The organism is Flexistipes sp., from assembly GCF_036172515.1.
Taxonomy (GTDB): Bacteria; Chrysiogenota; Deferribacteres; order Deferribacterales; family Flexistipitaceae; genus Flexistipes.
In genome coordinates this window covers 89,783-113,767 of the sequence record NZ_JAXKVW010000004.1, presented here as the reverse complement: position 1 = coordinate 113,767, position 23,985 = coordinate 89,783, and the positions used below count along the sequence as shown (strand labels likewise).

21 protein-coding genes and 1 tRNA gene are annotated in these 23,985 nt (G+C 35.4%); 17 read left to right on the top strand and 5 right to left on the bottom strand.

Features of this window, described 5'->3' with window-relative positions; all coding sequences use genetic code 11:
• The first annotated feature begins 11 nt into the window (after nt 1-11).
• The 6 genes from traN (at nt 12) to UMU13_RS04620 (ending at nt 9,178) form a co-directional block, all read left to right on the top strand.
• The gene (gene traN / locus UMU13_RS04645) at nt 12-2,303 is read left to right on the top strand and encodes a conjugal transfer protein TraN (RefSeq protein ID WP_328217448.1); all 2,292 of its coding nucleotides are present in this window, start codon (nt 12-14) and stop codon (nt 2,301-2,303) included.
• 13 nt (nt 2,304-2,316) lie between these two features.
• On the top strand, nt 2,317-2,883 hold the full coding sequence (locus UMU13_RS04640) for a TrbC family F-type conjugative pilus assembly protein (RefSeq protein ID WP_328217447.1): 567 nt from the start codon (nt 2,317-2,319) through the stop codon (nt 2,881-2,883).
• 244 nt (nt 2,884-3,127) lie between these two features.
• Nucleotides 3,128-4,111, top strand: a complete 984-nt coding sequence (traF, locus tag UMU13_RS04635; protein ID WP_328217446.1) for a conjugal transfer protein TraF — start codon at nt 3,128-3,130, stop codon at nt 4,109-4,111.
• A complete protein-coding gene (locus tag UMU13_RS04630) occupies nt 4,101-5,564 on the top strand; it encodes a conjugal transfer protein TraH (protein ID WP_328217444.1) in 1,464 nt (487 codons plus the stop codon). The genes traF and UMU13_RS04630 overlap by 11 nt, the downstream gene beginning before the upstream one ends.
• A 9-nt stretch (nt 5,565-5,573) precedes the next feature.
• Nucleotides 5,574-5,957, top strand: coding sequence for a hypothetical protein (locus UMU13_RS04625; protein ID WP_328217442.1), 384 nt, complete (start codon nt 5,574-5,576; stop codon nt 5,955-5,957).
• Nucleotides 5,954-9,178: a conjugal transfer protein TraG N-terminal domain-containing protein gene (locus UMU13_RS04620; RefSeq protein ID WP_328217441.1), complete on the top strand. Its 3,225-nt coding sequence runs from the start codon at nt 5,954-5,956 to the stop codon at nt 9,176-9,178. The genes UMU13_RS04625 and UMU13_RS04620 overlap by 4 nt, the downstream gene beginning before the upstream one ends.
• 71 nt (nt 9,179-9,249) lie before the next feature.
• Here the strand turns inward: UMU13_RS04620 and UMU13_RS04615 are convergent, their stop codons facing one another.
• The gene (locus UMU13_RS04615; RefSeq protein WP_328217440.1) at nt 9,250-9,561 is read right to left on the bottom strand and encodes a hypothetical protein; all 312 of its coding nucleotides are present in this window, start codon (nt 9,559-9,561) and stop codon (nt 9,250-9,252) included.
• Nucleotides 9,562-9,711: 150 nt separating this feature from the next.
• On the opposite strand from UMU13_RS04615, the gene UMU13_RS04610 reads away from it, so the two are divergent.
• The 11 genes from UMU13_RS04610 to UMU13_RS04560 all read left to right on the top strand — a co-directional run bounded on the left by UMU13_RS04610 (nt 9,712) and on the right by UMU13_RS04560 (nt 19,496).
• Nucleotides 9,712-10,116, top strand: coding sequence for an MbcA/ParS/Xre antitoxin family protein (locus UMU13_RS04610; protein WP_328217439.1), 405 nt, complete (start codon nt 9,712-9,714; stop codon nt 10,114-10,116).
• On the top strand, nt 10,109-10,804 hold the full coding sequence (locus UMU13_RS04605) for an RES family NAD+ phosphorylase (RefSeq protein ID WP_328217438.1): 696 nt from the start codon (nt 10,109-10,111) through the stop codon (nt 10,802-10,804). Before UMU13_RS04610 ends, UMU13_RS04605 begins: the two co-directional genes overlap by 8 nt.
• Before the next feature lie 135 nt (nt 10,805-10,939).
• On the top strand, nt 10,940-11,794 hold the full coding sequence (locus UMU13_RS04600; RefSeq protein WP_328217437.1) for a DsbA family protein: 855 nt from the start codon (nt 10,940-10,942) through the stop codon (nt 11,792-11,794).
• An 11-nt stretch (nt 11,795-11,805) separates the two neighbouring features.
• Nucleotides 11,806-13,530: a type IV secretion system DNA-binding domain-containing protein gene (locus UMU13_RS04595; RefSeq protein WP_328217436.1), complete on the top strand. Its 1,725-nt coding sequence runs from the start codon at nt 11,806-11,808 to the stop codon at nt 13,528-13,530.
• Between the two features lie 13 nt (nt 13,531-13,543).
• Entirely contained in the window at nt 13,544-14,047 is a 504-nt protein-coding gene (locus tag UMU13_RS04590) for a hypothetical protein (protein ID WP_328217434.1), read from the top strand.
• 18 nt (nt 14,048-14,065) lie between these two features.
• Nucleotides 14,066-14,656, top strand: coding sequence for a DUF4400 domain-containing protein (locus UMU13_RS04585; RefSeq protein ID WP_328217432.1), 591 nt, complete (start codon nt 14,066-14,068; stop codon nt 14,654-14,656).
• Between the two features lie 209 nt (nt 14,657-14,865).
• On the top strand, nt 14,866-15,057 hold the full coding sequence (locus UMU13_RS04580) for a hypothetical protein (RefSeq protein WP_328217431.1): 192 nt from the start codon (nt 14,866-14,868) through the stop codon (nt 15,055-15,057).
• Nucleotides 15,057-16,322, top strand: a complete 1,266-nt coding sequence (locus UMU13_RS04575; protein ID WP_328217429.1) for an ATP-binding protein — start codon at nt 15,057-15,059, stop codon at nt 16,320-16,322. Before UMU13_RS04580 ends, UMU13_RS04575 begins: the two co-directional genes overlap by 1 nt.
• 2 nt (nt 16,323-16,324) lie before the next feature.
• Nucleotides 16,325-17,923, top strand: coding sequence for a TraI domain-containing protein (locus tag UMU13_RS04570; RefSeq protein ID WP_328217427.1), 1,599 nt, complete (start codon nt 16,325-16,327; stop codon nt 17,921-17,923).
• Between the two features lie 100 nt (nt 17,924-18,023).
• Entirely contained in the window at nt 18,024-18,314 is a 291-nt protein-coding gene (locus UMU13_RS04565; protein ID WP_328217425.1) for a helix-turn-helix transcriptional regulator, read from the top strand.
• 9 nt (nt 18,315-18,323) lie between these two features.
• On the top strand, nt 18,324-19,496 hold the full coding sequence (locus UMU13_RS04560) for an Arm DNA-binding domain-containing protein (RefSeq protein ID WP_328217423.1): 1,173 nt from the start codon (nt 18,324-18,326) through the stop codon (nt 19,494-19,496).
• A 12-nt stretch (nt 19,497-19,508) separates the two neighbouring features.
• Here the strand turns inward: UMU13_RS04560 and UMU13_RS04555 are convergent.
• The 4 genes from UMU13_RS04555 to UMU13_RS04540 all read right to left on the bottom strand — a co-directional run bounded on the left by UMU13_RS04555 (nt 19,509) and on the right by UMU13_RS04540 (nt 23,984).
• Nucleotides 19,509-19,581, bottom strand: a tRNA-Thr gene (locus UMU13_RS04555).
• Nucleotides 19,572-21,644: a ribonuclease R gene (gene rnr, locus UMU13_RS04550; protein ID WP_328217421.1), complete on the bottom strand. Its 2,073-nt coding sequence runs from the start codon at nt 21,642-21,644 to the stop codon at nt 19,572-19,574. The genes UMU13_RS04555 and rnr overlap by 10 nt, the downstream gene beginning before the upstream one ends.
• Nucleotides 21,637-23,034, bottom strand: coding sequence for a sigma-54-dependent transcriptional regulator (locus UMU13_RS04545; protein WP_328217419.1), 1,398 nt, complete (start codon nt 23,032-23,034; stop codon nt 21,637-21,639). The genes rnr and UMU13_RS04545 overlap by 8 nt, the downstream gene beginning before the upstream one ends.
• Nucleotides 23,031-23,984 carry a two-component system sensor histidine kinase NtrB gene (locus UMU13_RS04540; protein ID WP_328217417.1) on the bottom strand — a complete coding sequence of 318 codons (954 nt, stop codon included), beginning with the start codon at nt 23,982-23,984 and terminating at the stop codon, nt 23,031-23,033. Before UMU13_RS04540 ends, UMU13_RS04545 begins: the two co-directional genes overlap by 4 nt.
• Nucleotide 23,985: the final 1 nt, after the last annotated feature.

The following is a 23,985-nucleotide window of genomic DNA, read 5'->3' as shown; positions in this document are numbered from 1 at the left end:
GAGGTTAAGTTATGAAATATATTGTATATGCTCTAATATTATTTTTTGTTGCAGGAGCTAATGTCTATGCAAATGACGAATGGCAGTGCATTGAACATGGAGATGTTTGCGTACATTCGATAGACGATGACTGCGTTGAGTGGAAATATGATGTATGTAAAAAATATACAAGAAAGGTTAAGCAATATTCAGCCGGTTGTGATCTTTCTAATATTATGGAAATGATTAATCAGGAACATTGCAATGTTGTTATTAAGTGCAACGACCCTATTAGTGTTGTAGGTACATGCGAAAGAGGCTCAGGATGTTATCCCGGACATTATATAGATACCTGCCCTTCCGGGTATGATCTTAGAAATACAGGAAATGTTGAGCAAAGAGACTGTGCACAGTATGGACAACAAGGTACTATGACTGTTCAAAAATTTGAGTACGGGCATTTTGCTGGTGGCTCAGCTATGACACTGCAAGGTGGTGGTGTTACTTGTCAAAAGTATTATAGTCCCAGACAAGCCCCTTCTTGTGCTGAAAGACTATCCAATGGTGAAAGACCTTCAAAGTGTTATGTCAACGAATGTGCTGATTTAGCAAAAAATCCCAGATGCACAAGAGTAGATGATTTAGGAACAACGGAGTATGGAAATGAGCCTGATGTTTTATCAACTGATTGTGTATGGATATATAACCCTGGAACCGGTGGTGCTATATGCACGGATGACCCTAATAAAATTGCCAATCTGACAGATAAAGATAGGCTTTATGATGTTAAAATAGAAAAATATCAGTGTGAAAGCACAGATGTTAGAAATTGCCAAGATAAACAATACAAAATGGTATGTCCAGACGGTTCAGAAACACTTTGTCAAAGTAAAAAAACTTGCCTTGAAAGGCAAGAAACTACAATTACCGAGACTGTTGAACAATCTTACACTCTTACAAGAGATTATACTTCAGAGACCTGTATTGTAGAAAATAATGGCTGTAATGTTTATGCAAATGACGAGAGGTGTGTGGCTATACAATCCAGCTCATCTCCACCTATTAATATGATAGGTGGAACAGGCAACTTAAGCACAGGGGGAGGCGGTAAAGTAATAGTTACTTTAGGTAAAATAGGAGATAATTACTGGTCAGGATGGTGCAGTATATATGAAAGAGAATACAAAATTGAAATAACAGATATAGATAGGATCATCTCTGCAAAACTTACTACTGCCAAATGGGATGATTTCATTGAAATATATGTTAACAACAATTTGGTTTATGATGGCACATATAGTAGTGTTCAAGGACAATTTCCACCAGAAAACCCTAATGGATGTTGGGACCCTTCTACAAGTTGGACAGTTAACCCAAATGTTGACATTCTTCCCTACTTAAAAAATGGTGTGAATGTTCTTAAGATAAGGATTTCAGTGGCTGACGGAGGGGAGGGGTATGCTTTTTTTGAATTGAAGACAGGTACGCAAAGGACTTATAACTGCTATGAAAACTACGATACTTCAAACATAGATGATAGCTGTACTGGGCAGGGAGAGCCTTTGTGCCGCTATTGGCAAAAAGATATTGTTGATGAAACCAAAGCAGTATGCTCCAAAGCGGAATTTTATTATGAGTGTGAGCAGAAAGTCACCGAAAATAAATGCGTTGACTACAAAGAAGAAATTATTTGCCAAGACCAAGCAATATCTCTGCCTAATGTGCAAATGAGAAATGATAACATGACCGGATTTGCAGAATCTTTAGGAATATTAGGGATGTTGGATGATATCAATTCGATCTGGAGTGGTGAATATCAATATTGTTCATACGGTTATTTTGTGAACGGATATGCCGGAGTTTATTGTGACAACTGCGAAGGTGAAGGCGGATTCCTTTGTTTTAAGAAAAAGCCTGAACAGCAAAAAGCTTATGAAATGAACGAAAAAGGCTTGTGCCATTATCTTGAGACAGATTGCACCAATGAGATTGATCTTGGTTTTGATGAAATCTGTATAGAGCATACGAGAAAATACTGCTGTTACGACTCTAAGCTCGCCAGAGTTATTGTTGAGCAGGCTTATCAACAGTTAGGCAAAAGCTGGAGCAGTGGATGCAACGGCTTAACTGTAGATGATTTGAATGAACTTGATTTTAGCAAAATGGATTTTTCAGAAATAGAAGCAGATATAAAGTCTAAAATTGACTCAAGAACCAATAAAATTGATAGCACGATAAAAAGTAGAATAGAAAATTATTACAATGATTTCACAAGTCAAATGGATGCCCAGGGAGCTCATCCTCAAGACCCTGATAATAAGTAGAAGGAGGTATATAGTGAGAAAATTTCTAATTATAGTTTTTATATTAGTTTCAGTAAGCCTAGTTATTGCAGGACAATACGATTATCCCCAACCGGAAATTAAATATGATATGGAAAACGTCTTGAAACAAATGAAAAGATTCCAAAATGAGTATAAAAAGAATGGGCGAAAAAAACAGCCACAGCTTGTATATTTATATTCAGACAGTATGCCGGCAAGTACCTTGCGGAGCATTTTTAAAGATGCCAAAAAAATTAAATCAATCAAGTTTACAGGATGTGTGCGAGGCTTTATCGGCAAAACTTCAGCGGATTTGAAAAAATACATGAGAAAACAAGTAAAAAAAGCAAAGATTGATAATATACCTGTCAGAATGGACCCGTTCTTTTTTAAGGATTTGAAGGTAAAGAGAGTACCCGCTCTTGTTTATGCAAAATGTACTACCTACCCTACAAAATGTGATTATAAGTATATAATTTACGGCGACAGCAAACTCTCATACCTTGTTGAGCAAATCTATAATGCATCCGGAAACCAATTAGTAGGGCAAGTTTTAAAAGAGCTGGAGGGGCAAATATAATAAGAGGAGCTAAAAAGCTCCTCTTTTAATTACTATGGGGGGTCTCCCCAATATTCACCTGCGGGTGTCTCCCGCTAATAGTTTAATTCGGATTTATGTAATACTTAATATTTCACGCTTGTCAATAAAAATCAATTATTAGTGCTATTAAAAAAAAATTCAATTTCCGATAAATACCACAATTTTTTATCAAAAATTTCTTACCATTAAAACTGGAAAATAATTTTTTGATGAGGTTTGTCTTATGCGTATCCCTATGATTTTAGCACTTATCTTGTTTGTTACCACACAAGTTTTTGCCAATGATCCAACATCAGGGTGGCATTGGTATGAAGAACCAATAAAAGAAAAAAAACATGAAACAAAACAAGAAAAGAAACCCGAGCCCAAAACAACGATGAAACAAATAAAACCACCAGAATCAAAAAAGAAAAAAACTCAAAATGCTTCAAAAAAACAATACAACACTTCCGTTAAGAACTTTAAGTTTCCGCTAACAGAAGAAGCAAAAAGAATACCGGTTTTGGCAAACTGGCTGAGAAACCCTACTGAAGAAAATGCTGTAAAATGGCTTGCATGGCAAGCAAAATATTTTGAACATAACGGTAGAATATCCAGAAGTTTAAGAAATGCTTATTTGGATCATGGAGATAAAGTCTACCGATTGGAAGGTATGCCTGAACAGCCTGTAGGCTCTGCTATTGCCAGCAGAAAAGAAGATGAAGTTTATAAAAAAGTTTTTAATTCTGTTGCTGATGAAGTCGGTATATTCTTTTTCTACAAAAAAGGATGCGAATTTTGCGAAGCTGAGATCAGGCCACTCAATAATTTTATTAAAAAATATGATTTCAACGTATTGGGAGTTGTGTCGTCGCCAAAATACGTAATCAAAGGCTTGCCTTTCAAAACAAAAGTATCCCCCGGAGTCTTTTTTAAATATGAAATCACATCTGTACCTACTATTGCCGCTTTTTATTCAAAGGAGAATGATATGCAGGTTATCGCAAAAGGATATACTCCAACCTCTCAAATAGAATTAAATTTAAGAGCATTTCTGCTCAAACATAATCTTATTACCAAAGAAAAATTTATTAACCTTTGGAGAGCTGAGGATACGCTTGTATTAAACAAAGTGCTGAATAAACGAGGTGTTATGCCACAGCAGATAAAAAGTCCAAGCAATTTGAATATACAAGGTCTTGCAGGGGGTTTGAGCTATGTTCAATAAAATTGTTTCAATTTTTATGATTATTGTTGTTCTATCTGTAACCTCCATTCCTTCTTCACCTTTTATAGGAGTTGCAAACGCAGGTATAGAAAGTGATATGGAAGGTTTTCTTGATGAAATGAATGTTATGTCAAATATACAAATGCCAGGAGCTTTTGAAGCCGGAGGTAGAAATATATATTCCGGCGGCTCAATGAGTATGAGAATAGACACATCTACACCTCCAATTATGACATTTCAGCCACCGTCGCTTCGTATTTCATGTTCAGGTTTGGATTTTAATGCTGGTCTTATCTCTGTTCTTAACTTGGATATGATACAAAATTTACTTGAACAGGGTGGGACTTCATTAGCTTGGGGTCTTTTGATAGGATTAGCCTATTCTCTTCCCACAGTTTCAAACGTTTTTGAAAAAATACAGAAATATACTCGTTGGTTACAACAGTTGCAAGGTAATGCATGTCAAATTGGCAAAAATCTTGGAGCTTCACTTGGAGGAGCCATAAGAGAAAGTTTTCAGTCTAAACAGAAGTCGGAAGCAGTAGCAAGCGGTTCTGCTGGTACTACAATGGAAGCTCAAGCTGATATTTGGGACAGCCCAAGTAAATTTGCAAGAAGCTCAAGAGGCAATCTTGTTTATGATGCACTTGCTGATTTAGGTATTATGGATGATGAAACAATAAAAGCTGCAATGGGCATATTTGGAACAATCGAGTGGTTTCCTCAAACTGATAAATCAGGTGACTGTAGCCCCGATAACCCCGAAGAAGTAAATATAATCCATCGTGTTTATACGCCCGCAATGTCAACAAAAACAAGTGACATCATAGAAGCTTTTGTGAATGGAGGTGAAATTGACACATATAGTTGCTCAGCTCATTGTGCCGCTTTGGGTATTTTAAGCACATCCTGTACTGCGTTAGCTCCAACAACAATTCATATAAACGGCTTCAGAGAGGAAATATATGATACCCTATATTCTGCAATTGAGCATCTTGCAGATGGTGAGGGGCTTACCACAATGGAACAGCAATATATTAATGCCCCAGTTATGCCCAATTTTACGGATATGATTCTTTACCTTACTACTCAATACCGTCAAAATAAGCCGATATTAGCAGATTTACAGGCTATTTCCGAATATTACTCATACTGGATGTTAGAATATATGCTGTCATACGTAAACAATGCTATCCACAAAAGTAAACCGATTTTATTGTCATCAAAAGAAGTACCTTCAAGACTTACAGATGAAATTGAAGATTTTTATGCAACATACCGCAAAGCAAGCGTGGATATTAATAAGGTTTTTAGAGAGGCGAGAGAGAGGTTTATTAAAGAAATATCTCTTTCTCAACAATTAGCCGGTATGTCGATACTAAAAGGTAAAAACATCATCGCTAATATGGGGACAATCAATCTTGGTGGCAGTTTGTCTGGAATGAGTAAATAGGGGGGAATAATGCAATACTTAGGATATGCTCTAGCAGGAATTTATTTAATTGCTTGTATAGTAATTATAAATATACCGCTTAAAAAACTGGAAAAGAATAATAACAGTGGAAAGATAACTGGTAAAACTAAAATTGCTTTCAAAACATTGTCAATTACGGTTTTTGGTGTTTTTACAAATTTACTGTTTATTTTTTATTTAATTACATACGAATATACTCAGCAACTCTGTTTGCTATCTATATGCATGATTATAGCAGGAATTTGTTTGAAATTATCCAGTAAATTCAAAGCAATTACCACACAATTAATCTTTTTCTCAACAATGTTGTTTGCCACTACTTTAATAGCATTATTGCTGAGGCATTCTGCCTTAAATGGAGGTGTCTTGTGAAAAAGTTAGTATTAGCTTTGTTTATCATATTACCTGTGCCGGTTTTTGCTGAAAGTATTTATTACACTTACGGCAATGCACCCATGATACACGGAGCTTTTAATGCGATAGCCATGATGTTTAACAGCTCAAGTTTTGCCAGAGCTGTAGAAGTAATCTTTGTATTAAGCTTTGCAGCTTCTGTCTATATGAGTGTTTTTTCAAGACGTTTTGAGTTTTTAAAATATATGTTTCTCTCTATTTTCATTCTAACATTTTTCTTTTGGGACAGAACTACGCTTGTTATTGAAGATGTAACATTGGATCAAACCTATGTTGTGGATGATGTGCCATACGGATATGCTATTGTAGGAGAACTTATTTCCGGATTCGGGCACTTTATAACAGATTTCACTGACACAGCCTTCAGTGTACCTACGACTGAGGTTCTTTTTGGCAAAAACAACGCCATTCCTGCAGAACTGAGCTTTAGCAAAGTGGGTTTTGCGGGTCCTTTTAAATCTATGAAAAGTTTAAGTTCTTTTGAGCTTAAAGATGCCGAGTTAAAATCTGATATTAATGAATATGTAAGCAAATGTTTAGTTTGGGACGCTATGGGACTTAAAAACTATGAAATGAAAAAACTTATGAACAACGATAATCTTATGAAAAACGAGTTGTTCCCGGAAGGTTTCAGATCGAGGTATGATGTACCTGTAAACATTGGCGGCACATCAACAACTTGTTCGATGTATTTTCCAGTATATCTTGAAACAAGAATAACAGAACATACTAATAATTTAATTGGCAACCTTTATTCAGAAACAAAACTCAACCCATATATGGATTCTCTGTCACAGTCACTCGCATTTTTTACAAACAAAAGTTACGACACTTACAACGCAATGGTGCAATCAGCTTTGATAAAAACAACGGTAAAAGGACTTGCCAACGGTACTTTTGCAAACGACAGGGATGCTTATAATCAGTTTATAGCAGAGATGGGCATCGAACAGTATCAGCAGAAAGGCAATATTTTAGCAAGATTCGGGATGCAGGTTATGCCAATCTTTAAGAATGTTATGGAAGTTTTAATGATAGGCGTATTACCCATAATACTTCTATTTTTTATTCTGCCTAATGGGTGGAAACTTGTTTCAAATTATTTTCAATCGTTAATATGGATACAGCTTTGGAATCCTATATTATCTATTATAAATTATGTGCTTGTCATGGCAGGAATCTGGCAAAATCAGATTGCAAACCAAATGGCAGGAATTAGCAATCAGGGATTAACAATAGGCAATTTTGCTTATTATACCGATTTTATAGACAGCTACATTGCAGTTGCGGGATATTTGATGCTCAGTATGCCCGCTTTGGCTACTGTTGTTCTCATGGGCGGACGTTGGGCCACAGGAGCATTGGCTCATGGAATAGCTCTAAGTGCATATGGTGCGGCAGCTCAGGGAGCAAGTCCGCAAGGAATGGAGCAAATTCAGCGACAAGGGGCAATGTCTGAACAAATGGTAAAATGGAATGAAAGTGGCATCGACCGCATCGGTATGCAGATGAATAGGCAAGCAGGTTTCGGACAACAATACATGCAGGAGTCCTCACAAGCCTGGGCTACAACAAGAGCCATGGGTAAAATGGGATATACAGGTTCGCAGGGACAACAACAGTTTTTTAATTGGCAGTCTGAAGTAAGCCAAGCACAACGTATGCAGGATTTGACTTCTCAGGAAATGACAATGAAAGAAATGAGTTCAGGTGGTGGCATGTGGGGCGGTGTATTACCTGCCGCTCAGGCAAGGTCAATGGGTAATGTCGCCAATATGACAGCAGAGCTTGAAAGCCCGCAAAAAACTTTAGGTGCTATGTATGAAGCAAGAAATACATTATCTACATATGAAGCTGAGGCAGCTAATCAAGGCAATGTTGATTTAGCTGCAAAATATGATCGAATGGGAGATATGCTTAATAGCCAAATTTCAAAATATGACGCTAATCAAGACGGCAAAGTGGATTCTGATATGATACAGGAAATGAAGAACGATATTGCTACCTTTAATCAGACAAGGAGTAATACTGAATCACTCGGTTTTATGCAGGGAGCAGAGGAATTTGATAACCCCAGTGCACAAGCAATGTTGATGGCGAGTATGCAGTCATCTGGTGGTCTTAGACAAGCACTTGAAACAAGTGCCGAATATGCTTCTAAAGATTATTCAGATGCTATTAATATAGGTTCAGCTAACGCTGCCGAAACTCAAGCAAGAGCCGATGCTATGCTTGATAAATGGGGAAGCTACGATAATATTGAAAGAGCTAAATACAGTGCCGGCATACTTGCAGAAAGCAAACTTGCAGGACAAATTGAAGGTTGGGATACTGATGGTGACGGCAAAATAGACAGCCCTGAGGCAGAGCAAGGTATTCAACGATTCGCTGCTATGTCCACTTACATGGATAAATCAGAAGCACAGCAATTCTGGGATACTTTTGAGGATGATCCAAATAAGGCTATGGAAGCTCTCAATATGAAATATGGGCAGAGATTTGAAGCAGAGAAAGCTTTTGCAGAAGTAGCAGAAGAGCGTGGCTTGAGTGCTGAAAGACTTGGTGGAATCATGGCCAATGAAGAAATATTCCAGATGGAATACAATGAAGGAAAGAATGCATTGATACAGGACATGGCAAGAGTACTTGGTATGAGCGAGGCAGCCTTGCGAGGTTCTGACCCAGAACTCACTGCTATTAGTGGGTATGCGGGTAACTTATACGATAGAGTTAGAAGTGGAGAAATAACACCAAGCCAAGCTGCTGAAGAATTAAAACTTACTGGCATGGGAAGAATCGGTGCCTCACTTGCTGGGGGTAGTCGAGGTGATTTGAGTTTTATGTCAGGGAATTCAATTGGTGCTACTATTAGTGATGGAGTTGGTGATCATGTGAAGAATGCTGCTAAATTTGTGGCAACGCATGATTTCAAACAGGATGTGCAACAACTCCAAAATGATATTAAAAGTGAAATTAATCGTTTTAAAGAAAATGGTTTTGATGGGCTTAAAATAACTCCGAGCAATACAGTCGATAAAACTAAAGAAAGTTTGCCTGGACAAAGTCTTGACGAAAATAATCCAAACCATCAAAGATATTTAGAAGTTAACTCTCGTACTAATAAAAATCCTTTGAGTCAGTATCAAACAAACAATGTGCCTTGGAAACTTGGACTTTGAGTTGACTTTTAGTCCAAAATTATAAGAAATTAAATAAACAAGAAATAAGCCCTCTTTTAGAGGGCTTATTTTTATAAAAATTCGATAATATACAATAATATAGGTATGATAATTCCTGCAATAATAGCAGCTTTAAACTTAAACACATAAATTTTTGCAGCAGTGTCAACAGCACTGCTATGTCTTGTATAACCAGCTTTTTCTCTCAACTTTGCGTTTTCTCTCTGGAGTTTTTCAAAGCGACCTTTAGTAATAGGGTCCATATACTCTTCATCGTTTGAAGCGTACTCAGAGGATGAACTTGAGTTATTTTTTTTACCCGACAATAATCCAAGCAAACTAGCAAATAAAATAATGAAGATACCTAAAAAAAACTCTATCATAACACTACCCTCTCTTATTTATTCCCACCCCAACTATATAAAACAAGATAAAACACTGCAAATATTTTTCAACATTTTTCTTACATATTTGGAATATTAACTTGATTTTTCCATATATGGAACATAATATATGATATAAGGAGAATGCTTATGTTAGCAAACGAAAAGGAAAATTTTCCTGATAATATTGACAAAGACAAGCTAAACCGTGTGGCTCTAAAAACTTTTTTTAATATCTGCAAACAATGGGGTATTGATAACTACAAAGACCAGATGATACTTCTTGGCTTATCTTCTGAATCCACATTTTATAAATGGAAAAACAATCTAAACGGTAAACTTAGCAAAGATACTTTGGAAAGAATTTCTTATATAATGGGTATATACAAGGCTTTGCAAATTTTACTTCCCTACTCAGCAAAAAACTGGGTCAAAACCAAAAACCCCGTATTTGATAACACATCACCGCTAAAAGTAATGTTGCACGGAAATGTAGCCGACTTATTCATTATCAGGAATTATCTTGATGCTGAGCGGGGCAGTTTGTATGAGTGATGTCCCGGTTTTGACTTTGGAATGGGAGACAAGTTATAGGATCATACCAACTTTGTTTCCGGAAAGAACTCTTTTTGATGAAGTGTGTTCAGGGGATGAGCTTGAGTATGTTTATTATATAGAAAGTTTGACTAACGAGCGAATTAGCGATGAAATAGGTGACACAAGCAAAGTACCAAAAGATGAGTGGGTACTTGGCGAGGGCTCAACTCCAATAATGGCAGCTTTCACTCATGTCAAAGCTTCCAGATTCACTACTGACTATTTTGGTGCATACTATGCAAGTAAAGAGTTAAAAACAGCAATATATGAAACTGTTTATCATAGAGAAAGATTTTATAGTGACAACAAAGCCCCTGCCGGACATTACCACATGAGGGTCTACAATGCCCGGATAAAGGGAAACAATTTTTATAATATTCAAGATCAGAATGTGTACAAAAAATATTATAATCCGGATAATTATCTCGATTCTCAAAAATTAGGTATACTTGCAAAAAAACAAAACCGAGACGGTATAATATACAAAAGCATACGTTATACCGCCGGCACTAATGTGGCAGTTTTGAGACCAAAGGCTATTATTCCCCCAGCTAAGATACACAAAATCCTAAGTTATTATTGGGATGGAGAAAAAATAAGCTTAGTGAGTGATCTTGGTAAAGGCAAGAATTTGTTAAAAGAATAAGCAATTATATACCTACAATTATTGAAATACAATAATTTCAAAAACATTTTCCAAATCTTCTGAAAATACCACAATTTTTTATCAGGTAATTCTTATATTTTTTAGTGATAAAAAAACGGTATAGGAGATAGCCATATGAAACAATCAAATTTTTTTAAAATCATTTGCACTTTTTTTGTGATAATTTTTCTTTCACAGTCATACTTCTTATTTGCCCAAACAGAAGATCTTTCAGAAGCTACAAAGAATATCATCGAATATCTTAATAAAAAGTCCCAGGGCAAAGCGGATATAAATGTGAAAAAAGAAATAGATATACCAGATTCTGATTTTTATTATGTACTATTGGATTTCAGCTTGGGGGACAAATCAAAAGAGTTGTCGTTTATAACAAACGGTAAATATATTACTAATGCTTTGATTGATCTTGAAACTGGCAAAAACCTTGCAAAATATTATGAAAGTATTTCAAAGAGCGTTGATATAGAAGTATCAGAAAATGAGGTTTATTTCGGTAATCCAGAAACAGCTAAAGTAAAAATTGTGGTATTTTCAGACTTTGAATGCCCTTACTGCAGAAAGATGTCAAATGAGCTTGGATCTTTTTTCAATAAGCATAAAAATGACATAGTAATATACTACAAACATTTCCCCCTATCCTTCCACAAAAATGCAAAACTGCTTGCAAAAATCTACGAGGCAGGAAAACAATTAGGCTATAACTGGAATATGTATCAATACAGCTATAAAAACAAATCATACGAAGAGATAACAGGTATTTTTGAGAAGAAGCTTGAGAATGATGATATAGGCAAGTTTTACAAAATACTGAATTCCCCTGACATCACACAAAAAATTAAAAAAAATATAAAACAAGGCAAAGAAATTGGTGTAAGAGGAACTCCATACCTTCTTGTCAACGGTCATCCTATAAATGGCTATCAGCCTGAGTTGATTAAAAATCTTATTATAAAGGAATTAAAGAAATAGAGGGGTGATAGATGTTTTTGAAAAATTACTACATAAAACCCTTTATTATAGAATTCTTGCTTGCCTTAGGGGTTATGTTTTACGGACAATATTTACAACTTCCCAGCTCTATCAGCACAGGTTTAGGTATGGGAATCCTCATATTAGCTATCCATCGTTTTTACAAACTGATGATGCGTTCGGCTGAAGTTAAATCTTTGGCACTTTCCAAACCTGTAACTTACAGCGTTGTTAAGGCGAAGCCGAATAAAGACAAAACTTTTATTGGCAAAGGTTTTGTATGGCAAAATAAGCATGTTCAAAGGATGTATGATCTGTTACAGCAGGAAACTTTGCTTAAATATTTTGATATGAGCAAAACCGGCGGCAATCCGGCTATTCACGGTGTCGGTTATTCTGATGAAAAGACCATTTCGCTACCTAATAAAGTACTTGCTTTGCAGACCGCCGTTGTGGGGGGCACAGGAAGCGGAAAAACAAGACTTCTCGAATCACTTGCAACCCAAGGAATACTTAGAAAAGAACCTGTTATTATCTTTGATCCAAAGGGCGATAATGAGCTTGTAGACAGAATGTATGATGTGTGCAGGCGTACAGGCAGAGAGGACGACTTTCAGTTTTTTTCTCTCGCTCACCCCAAGTATAGCTTAAGCTACAACCCTATGGATAATTTTGCAAAACCTACCGATTTAGCTTCAAGAATGCGGTCTATTATGGAAGTCGGCAATGACCCTTTTTACGCCGATTTCGTTTGGAATGTGATTTTAGGTGTCTGTAAAGGATTAATGTCACTCGGTGAAGCTATAACGCTTGATAATATAGACAAGTATGCTCTTGGGGAGACAAAAGACCTTTTTAAAAGAGTAAAGCAGGCTTATGACGAGGTAAAAAATAAAGATACTGAAAAAAATAAAATGCTTGAAGATGCCTATAAGTCATTATCTAATCTTATGGAATATCCCGGAGATTTCTTTATCAAGGTTCGCTCTAATCTTGCACCAGTTTTAAGTTCTTTGACATATGGTGAAATCGGCACACTTCTTTCAAGCATACCTTCAGACATCACATGGGAAAAAGTAATTAATAAAAATCGTGTTGTTTACTTTTATCTTGGAAGTATGCTTGATGCTACCGTTGCTAAAAACGTGGGGCGTTTAGCCTTGCAAGATTTCTTATATTATGTAGGTAATATCTATGCTTTTCAGGAAGATAAAGACAGACGGCCAATAAATCTGTTTGTTGACGAGTTTTACAACGTTATGTTTGACGGTTATGTTGACCTTTTGAATAAGTCCAGGGGAGCTGGTGTCAGAGCTACACTTGGTATGCAGACATCAAAAGACATAGAAGCTGTTGTTGACCGTGCAAAAGCATCTCAAATACTCGCAAACACAAATAACAAGATATTTTTGAGGACTCCGGAAAAAGAAATAGCAGAGCTGTTCCAAGATTTATACGGAGAAACAATTATAAAAGAAAGAATGAAAACAATCAGTTATTCTCCAGATGCTAAAGAGGACGGTATTCTGTATGGGGGAAGTTCCGGGGAAAGATTGATTAACAAGCCTGTTCCATTAATTGACAAAAGCTACATAACGTCACTGCCTGTCGGGCATGCTTTTATGTATACACAGGGGGAGAACCCTTACAAACTCAGACTTCCTATAATCACTGATAATATTGAGAAGTCCTTTATGAAGGAAGTAATAACGGATAATAAGAGAAAAATAATTTAAACGGAGGTGTTTTATGAAAAAGTTAGTTTTTGTTTTAATGGTTTTAAGTTTGGCAACAGTTGTTTTTGCAGAAAATCAAAAGTTTTGTAACAAAATTAATGCTTTGGATAACCTTAATCTTAGAAATTTTCCAAAAACATTACCAAAAGATTGCAATAACTGGAAAAAAATAGCTTCTACATGGAAAAATTCAACAACTCTAAGATATAACAAAGAGTATGGTTATGATGTGTTACATGAGTTGTGGCAAACAAAAGATGAAACAAAAATGTTTATCTTTGAAACAGTTATCGGAAATAAGAGACCGTATCTCTGGATATTTGTAGACTTAGAAACAAAACTCCAAGATGGTCGTATAGATGAAAACAATGATGGTTCTTTTGAAAGACGTTTTACTTTATATCCCAATGGTCCTAAGCTTAAATATAGGTTGCTACCCGATTGGCAAATAAAAAAATTTACACCTACTCATGGTAAATATTCTTTTGAGCGTACTATGGGGATCAGTCCAAAATAATACTGAAAGAGGTGTAATGTGAGCTCAGAAAGCATGACTGACAGAAGATTTATATTTTTTGCAACAATACTTCTCATTATCGGAATAGAAATGTTTGCCTTGAGATATATGCTTAACACTAACGAATCCTATGGGCAAAGATTAGTAAACGCTGAAGTTGATAACTATGTTCAGATTGCTGGCGGGGAAACAAAGAAATGGATAAATGCCGGTGTGCATAATATTAAAAGTTTTTTGTACCACGCTGTAAAAAAAGATGAAGAAGTCTTTAATATGTTGATGAATTCTGTTGGTGTTCCAATTATTGCAGGATTCATCAGATCTCTGTCCTTGCTTTATGCTTTGCCGCTAATCTTTGTAGGCTCAATACTGGGATTTGCCGAAGGTAGGATCGCTCATAACAAAAAAATTGAGCAGTTTAAAATAAAAAGCACAATTCTGTTCCACTGGACTCACAGATCAGCAGTATTTTTCTTTGTTTGTATGCTTGTTGCTTATTTGCTTTGCCCTATTCCATCAAATCCATACCTTGTTGTTTATGGCTATGGATTACTTGCCTATATGCTTGTTTATAACTCAGTTGCAAATCTACCGATAGGTAATCTCTAAGGTGATTTATGGGAGTATTAAGCGGAGAAGAAAGAAAAAAGCGGGAGTTGTGGAGGCAAGGCAAACTAAGCAGAAAAATCAAATGTTTGAGGTGCAGAGAATATTTTGTCAGTGAAAGTGCTGCTGTCAGAATTTGCAAGCAGTGCAAAAGCAATAAGGACAATTATAATTTAACATATAATTTTTATGGGAAAATATAGAGGTTTGTTATGAAACAATTAATTTTCATACTGGCACTTGCTTTTGGATACCATTGGATGGTTCAGAACGGATACACAGAGGAAGTTCTAAAAGCAATCGGAGATTTTGACCCTGACGGATTTGTGCAATTTGTCAAATCTCTTACATCGGAATTGGCGGATTTAGCTGCAGAAATATTTAAGCAAGTAAGGAGCCAGTAATGCCTTATTATGTTGGTTCTATCAAAGATAAAAAAATATTCTGGGACCCTTTTCAAGCTCATAACCCTCATTTGACTATCTGTGGTTCTTCCGGATCAGGCAAAACCTTTTCAATCAAACAAATAGTAAATACGCTACACAAAAAAGGTGTAACTTTTACTATAATAGACAAGCACGGTGATATTGTCGTAAACAATGCCAACAAGCCTACTCTTCCAATAACAGAGAATGCTTTGTCCATAGACAGTGACAAAGGAATTAATCCACTCAAAGCAAGCGGATTTGAGGGTGGACTGAAAGCGTCCATCCTTTCATTTATTTCACTTTTAAACGAGCTATCATCCGGCACAAAACTTGGACATGAGCAGGAGAATATGCTCTATCATGCAATTGAGGAGTTATATTATAAAAATAAAATCACAGAAGACAACTACAAGAATATTGAAAGATACCCAGACGTTGACGATTTGGTACGGTTTCTAAAATACAAGTATAAAAAGACTCTCACCGGAGAATTGGACTCCAAGGATTTAGAGCCATTAAATCAACTATTCAAATCTAAAAACAAACTTCTCAGGCTAGAGAAAAAGAAAGTTAAAGCTGAATCGTTAGAAATTGATTCAGAAATTGAAGACCTTAATAAAAAAATTCAAAATGAGATTGAGATACTTGTTGAGAAATACAGGCAATATCTTGAGAAAGGCATAATCAACGATAAAGATTTCTTAGTTTATAACAACCAGCGTTCACTGCTTGGCTTAATTAACAGATTAAGCAATATTAACAAATCAGGCGTTTTTGTAAAAAATGAAATTAGTCTTTACGACTCATGCGTTAACATCAAACACCTCGACGATGAGCAAAAGAAGATAGTCACATATTACATTCTTAGCAGACTGTATGATTTTTTCACCAATCAGCCGATAACGGACACAGTAAAGCATTACATCATAATTGATGAGGCCAGCTTTTTTATGGATGTTCCTAAAATAACGAACATGATAATAAAGATAGTCCAGGAAGGCCGAAAATTTGGCTTAGGCGTTATTTTATCTACTCAGAACCCTTTACACTTCCATACGGACATTTTGCTCAACACAGCCACTAAAATCATCTTTGCGATTGATCCTATTGTTTACAAGAACGTATCGAAAAGTTTTGGCGTTGATGAAAAGAGTTTCAATTATCTTAAACCCCGTCAAAACTGCTTGTATTCAACAAAATCATTCAACAACGGTAAATACTATACTTTGCAGAGGGATTAATAATGCTTACAAAGCTTTTTAAGAGAAAACCGGTATTTGAAGATAACGTAAATGCAGAAATTGAAAAATATTTTAGCGAGTACAAAAAGTATATCAATAAAATCGACAACCTTCTCCCTTCATATAAAGACGTAAGCTATGAAATGTTCTATGATATTTTAGTAAGGTTTTTCAGAAAAGTATATGACCTGCCCGCTTCTGAAAATCATCACCATTCTGAAAGATTCGGCTTATTTGTGCATTCACTTGAAACATGCATAAACGCTCTTGTTGCTCAGCACAGAAAATTGGAGCTGAAATTTGACGGTAACGGTGATCTGGACAGCCAATTTAATCTCCGGAATAAAGAGAAGATTTTATACAGGACAGCTATTCATGGGCTACTGCATGATGCAGGAAAAGTTTTTGATATGGATATTATATCTAAAAAGAAAGAAATTCAGTGGGATAATTACGACGACAACCTTTTAGATTTTGTTCTTAAGAATGGTGATTATGATATAAGATGGCACAAAGAAAGAACAGGTAAACACGAAAAAAGAAATATCATAATCCTTTGGCAAATGCTTGAGACAAGAGATAGACAGTATCTGACAGCCTATAACTTTATCAGGCTTATCGACGAATTTTGGGGTTATGACCCAGTGGAAACGACAAAAGAGTTAGTAAAAGATGCTGATATTTTGAGTGTCCAAATGGACTATGAGGAATCTTTGCCTAAAACGGAAAATAAAGAGGAAGTATATGAAATAATAGAAGCTTTTTCAGCCTCAATTGCTGAAATGAGTGATAAGAGGATGCTTGCGATAAATGAGAATTTTAGTGATCTTATTGTTCTTGATACCATAACCCTTATTGTAAATCCCGGAACAATGCAAAAAATCCTTGGCTACATGAAAAAACACTATCAGCTAAAAACAACTCGGGAGCATGTTGTAAAACTGATGAGAGATAAAAATATTATACTTGAAACTGATACCGGCAAAACATTTATACATGCACTCATTACACTGCCCGGGAGTGCTAAAAATTTTAAGCTTAATTTTGTAATTATCAAAAATAAATACGTATGGGGCTGTAATAAACCTGAGAATTTTAAAGGCAAAGTAGAAATACCGGATTTTGACATAGAGGAAGGAAATACTAAAGCAGAATTCAAAGAGAATACCGATAATAAAAAGTTCGATACAGAAACTTTCAGGGAGAACATGACACCTCAGAAAAAATTATACGAATATATTAAAACTGAAAAACCTAAAAAATTCGATATTTTTCTTAAAGCTCTTGCTTTGACTCTTGAGACGGAATCATCGTTAAAAAACATAGAACGTATAAAAATAGATAATCAGGAATACGTTGTTATTGGCTATAAAGAAGGATTTAAGGAAATTGCAGAACACACGGGAGTCTTTGATATAAAAGATGATGAAAAAGAACAAAATAAGGCAATACACGGCTTTATAAACAGTCTATACGACGGTGGGCACACTGCAAAATTTAAAGAGTTTGAAGAAAAACCATTAATACCGGTTAAAGGGAAAAAAGAATATGAAAAGGCAATTTTAGTATTCAAAGATTCTATCATTTCTAAGCCGAATTGAATTGACCACAAAAATTTTTTCATTATTTAGGTAAATACCACAATTTTTTGTCACAGATTTTATTAGATTAATGTCAAGTAAAGATTTTGGAGGTATTATTATGAAACGAGAAGTATATATAAAAAATATTATAAGTGAAGATGGGAGTGTGGCAATTGTGGATGCAACGCCTGAAATTCAAAGTCTTCGAGAAAAATTACGGATGGCCTATATGGAAGACAGTTTGATGTCAGTTGAAGAAGTAAGACAATTGTTAAAGCTGGAAACTAAAGAGGCAGTCTATAATAAAATACAAAAAGGCCATTTTCCACCCTCTTTATACCTTAAAAGAAAAGGCTTCCCTACTTTATTTAAGAAAAAAGCACTTTACCGATTTCTCGGATTAAGTTAATAAAATGTTATGGGTATTTATCAAAGGAATAAAAAATTATGGCTAAATTTTGTTTATAAAGGCGTTCGGTGCTACGAAAGTCTGGGCATAGAAGATACTAAAAGTAATCGTAAATATGCTCAAAGACTACTTGCAGAAATTCAAAACAAGATAGAATTTGATACTTTCAAATATGATGAATACTTTCCTAATTCTAAAAAACTGAAATTATTTAATTTAGTTCCTACCAAAACAAATTACGTTAAAAACGTTGTAACTGAATTCATCAAAACCAAAGAAAACAAATATGAAGCAAACATCATTTCTCATAGTTCCTTACGGAATAATAAGGGAGAGCTGCTGCATTTCAATTCTTATTTTGGTGATTACCTAATAGATAAGATTAACCAAATAGATATTGAAAATTGGATCGTAGAACTTGCTAAAGGACGTAAGAGTAAAACAATTAATAATATATTAAGCACAGTGAAACAACTTTTCAAATATGCAAAAGCAAAAGGATATATAGAATATGACCCTTCAGAAAACGTTAATTTTTTAAGAGAAGAAAAACCTGATATTGAGCCTTTTAGTTTACATGAGATGAATGCAATACTTGAGTTTTTCAAAGAAAACAAACCCAAAATATACCCTTTAATAGCTTTTTTGTTTTACACAGGTTGCAGGACAGGTGAATGCCTTGCAGCAAAATGGGAAAATCTTGATTCAAATACATGGACTTATCATATAAAGGAAAGCTTTTCAGATCATAGGCTAACAAAAACTAAAACAAAAAATTCGAATCGTATAATTGATATTATCCCTCCGTTGCAAGAGGTTTTGAGAAGTCACAAGTTAAAAACATTTATGAAATCTGATTTTATGTTTTTGAACCAATACGGAAAACCCTTCAAATCATCAGGTAAAATATTATGCCAGCATTGGAAACCTGCATTAAAAAGACTTGGGATTAAATACAGGTCAATTTATCAAACCAGACATACATATGCTGTTCTTTCATTAATAGCAGGCGAAAACCCTCATTATGTGTCCAAACAATTAGGACATGTTAATATGCAAATGTTATTTACAAAGTATGCAAGATATATAGAAAATTACAAACATACAGAATCAAAATTTGCAAATTATGTTACAAATGTGTTACATCAAGAAAATACTGATTCCCAAATAATTAATAAATAAAGAATAAAAAAAAGCTGGCAGCCGGAATTGAACCGGCGACCTATGAATTACGAGTTCATCGCTCTACCGACTGAGCTATGCCAGCTTGAAATCCACTTCTAAATAATCATAGTTTATTCTGTCAACCGAAACCTTCAGAACATCCCCTATTCTATACATTTTTTTTGAATTTTTACCAACAAGATATTCATTTTCGGGATCAAAAACATAATAGTCATCATCAATATTTGATATTGATAGGAATCCTGTAAGAAGCATTTTAGGCAGAAATACAAAAATACCGGAGGATGCCACCCTGTTTATATGACAATCAAAAACATCATCAATATGTGCTTCAAGAAAGCGCAATTTTTTATACTGACGAATTTCCCTTTCGGCTTCTTCTTCCTGTTTTTCCATTACTGAGCTGTGTTCTGCTGCCTCATTCATAAATTTTTTGGTCGGTTTAAAATCATAGTTATACAACAGCTTTTTTAAAAGTCTGTGAACAATCATATCCGGATATCGTCTGATGGGGCTGGTAAAATGTGTATATGACTCCGAGGAAAGACCGAAATGACCTATGTTGTCTGTGGAATAAACTGCCTTTTGCATCGTCCGGACAAGAAGTGAACTGAGAATGTAGCTGAATTGTGAGTTTTCAATCAAACTTGATATCCTCTGAATATTTTTCGGGGTTATCTCATCCGGGGTTTTAACGTCAACCCCAAATCTTTTACACGTCTGGACAAATTCATTAATTTTTGCCGGATCTGGACTGTCATGAATCCTGAATATAGAAGTATCAATTTTTTTCTCAAGAAACTCGGAAACAGCCTCATTTGCTTCTATCATAAAATGTTCTATAAGCCTGTGAGCAATGTTTCTCTCCAGCGGTTTCAGATCATACAAATCACCATTATCATCAAATAAAAACTCAACCTCAGGCAGATCAAAGTCTATTGTCCCCTGCTTTCTTCTTCTTTTTATTAACAACTCAGCCAAAGCGGCAGAATCATCAAGCAATTTTGACAGCTTCTTGTTTTTAGGAATTTCTTCTTTTATTATATATTTATAAGCAATATCATAAGTAAGCCTGTAATTACTTCTGATAACCGACTGATATATATTCGAAGAAGTTCTGTTTCCATAAGAATCATAATCGATTTCCGCTGTGAGAGTTAGTCTTTTAACTCTCGGCTTCAGACTGCAGAGATCGTTTGAAAGTTTTTCAGGCAGCATTGGTATGGCAAATTCCGGAAAATATACGCTTGTAGCTCTGTTATAAGCCTCTCTATCCAGATTGGAATCCGGTTGAACATAATGAGCCACATCGGCAATATGTACATAAAGTTTATATCCACCATTGTCATAGCTTTTTATGGAAACAGCATCATCAAAATCCCTGGCACTTTCACCGTCAATCGTTACGGTAAATAATCCGGTTAAATCTTTTCTTTCGCCGGGATTTTCAAACAATGCCTTTGATTTTTCATGAAGCTCCTTAGTGACATCTTTAGGGAATTTCCTTTTATATTCGTATTTTTCCATTACAATTTTATTCTCAATACCCTTGTCAGAAAGGGATCCAAGTTTTTTAGCTATCTTCCCTTCTGCGTTCTTTCCCTTCTCCGGGTATTGAATAATATCGGCAACCACAACATCATCTGTTTTTAATTTTTTGGAAAATCTGTTGGGGATATAAATATCTCCATAAAATTTCTTCACAAAAGGAACAACATAAGCAAAGTACTTGGATTTTTCCACTCTCCCGACAATCCGTTTGAAACCGCGCTCAAGAATTTTCACCACATGCGCTTCTTCTTTACCTTTAAACTTCTCAATTTTAATTGCCACTCTGTCCTTATGAACGGCACCATTTAATCTTTTGGGAGGAATAAACAAATCCTGCATATCTTCTTTTTCAGGCACAAAGAAGGCGTAGCCGTCGGGATGCCCGTCTACATAACCCGTATGCAAATTGAGATCATCTGTTAGTGCATATTTACCGGATTTCAGCTTGACAATATCTCCGGAAATGATCATGGATCTTAAGACCTTACGGAGATTTTTCTTTTCGATTGACAATGCCTGTTGCAACTCGTCTAAATTAAGAGGTCTGCCCAGGTTTTTCAGTTTTTCTAAAATTTCTTTTTTTGTTTTACTCAATATTCAACTCTTTTATTTTTTTTCTCAGTGTATTTCTGTTAATACCCAAGATTTTAGCCGCAAGGGACTTGTTTCCGTCTGTTTCCATCAATGTAGCCTCAAAAAGAGGCTTTAACGTTATACGGCAGAATTCGTCAAATGCCATATTTTTTTGGGAAAGATTTTCTGCATCTATAATATCCTGTGCCAGTTTGTAAAGCTGGGAAAACAAAGAATCGCTGTAACCATTCAGGACATTATTTTTGGAAATTTTCTGAGGAAGATCGTCAACTGTAATAACACTTCCGGATGATTGTATTATTGAGCTTTGTATGACATTTTCAAGCTCTCTGATATTCCCCGGCCAGGTGTACTTTCTAATTTTTTCCATGGCATCTTCGCCTATAGACAGTACTTCACCTTTCAAATCTCTGTATTTTTTAAGAAAATGATTGACAAGGAAGGGGATGTCCTCTTTGCGCTCCCTTAACGGTGGAATATCCATGGATACGACATTAAGTCTGTAATAAAGGTCTTCGCGAAATTTCTCCTGTTTGATAAGATTCTCAAGGTTTTTATTGGTTGCTGCAATAATTCTAAGATCCAGCTTTACGGTTTTATTGGACCCGAGCCTGTTAAGTTCCCGCTCCTGCAGTATTCTCAGCAGTTTCGACTGTAAAGAATAATTGAGTTCGGAAATCTCATCCAGAAATATTGTTCCTCCGTTCGCCTGCTCGAACTTTCCTGTTTTATCACTTACAGCTCCTGTAAAAGAGCCTTTAACATGCCCGAATAGCTCACTTTCCATAAGTTCATCAGGGATTGCAGGCATATTTATAGCCACAAAAGGCTTGTCACTTCTATTACTTTTCTCATAAATCATTCTTGCAAGTACTTCTTTACCCGTGCCTGTTTCTCCTTGTATCAAAACATTTATGTTTGTTTTGGCAATTCGTCCAATTAATTTATAGATATCAAGCATTTTCTGGCTGGAAGTTTGAAAATCATAGACAAATTCCTTGCCCACAGTGGATTCAGCTTCTGTCTTTTTGCATATCTCAAGTATTTTATTCCGAAGTTTCTCCAGATCAAAAGGTTTCGGGAAAAAGTCCAGTGCCCCGGCATTTATTGAGTTGATAACATTGGAGCTGGTATTCTGTGCAGTCATAATAATAAAATTTACTCCGGCATAAGTCTTTTTCCATCTGTCAACCAACTCAATACCGTTTGCATTATCCAGAAATATATCCACAAGACAAACATCTATGTGTTCACGTTCAAGGATATTTGCTGCCTGTTCAATATTTGTGGTTGTCAGGACTTCGATAAAATCATTCTCCAGCCCTTCTTTAAGTAACCACAAAATATTTTCTTCGTCATCGATTACCAGTACTTTTAAAAATTCATTCATATCGGCAATAACACTGTAAAAACTGTTCCTATATTATTTTGGGAATCAAAACTCAATCTGCCTTTATGCTTTTCAATAATTTCCCTGGCTATAATAAGTCCCAATCCCCTTCCCTTGCTTTTTGTCGTAAAAAATGGAGTAAAAATTTTGTTGCGGATATTTTCAGGAATCCCTCCGGCTTCATCGATAATAGTAAATTTTGCCATCGATGACAATCGTTTTTTATTTGAATCTCTGTATTTAATTGTGGTGTCTATCGTATAAAATATTTTAATATTGCCTTCCGGATTTGCCTCACAGGCATTTTTTATAATATTATAAAATGCCCTGTACAACTTGTCCCTGTCGCCGTTTATTTTTTTTAAATCGGTTGAAATCTCTGTAGAAAAACTGACATTTTTAAATAAAACCTGGAGTGAGGCAAGCATTTCTTCAAAAAATTCCAAAATATAAAATTCCCTGTAGTTAAGATTTATATCCAGAATAAAACCGAATTCATCCACAAAATTTTCCAGCCGGCTGCATTCATTATCTATTATCTCAGTACATTTAAGCGTGTAACTATCTTTACTCTTATTTTTTAGAAGCTGAACCGTTCCATTTATCACAGTCAGAGGATTTTTTATTTCATGCAAAAAGGAGCTTATATCAAAAAAACTGCTATATTCAGCAAAAATTTCATCCATTGGAAACAAAATGACATAAACCGTGCTTTCATACTCAGTGGACTTAATGAAAAATTTTTCCTGATTTATGTGGATAAGTTTTTCATTTCCCGCCAATTTACTGCTGAGAAAATAGGGGATATCATGAATACCTGACTTGATGAATTTTGGGAAAAGGTTCTCAGCGCTGCTGTTATATTGGGCAATTTTATTTTGTTCAATTGCAATCAGAGGCATTCCCAAAAGATCAAAATGGTCGAACAGGTCATTATTTATATTGTTCATA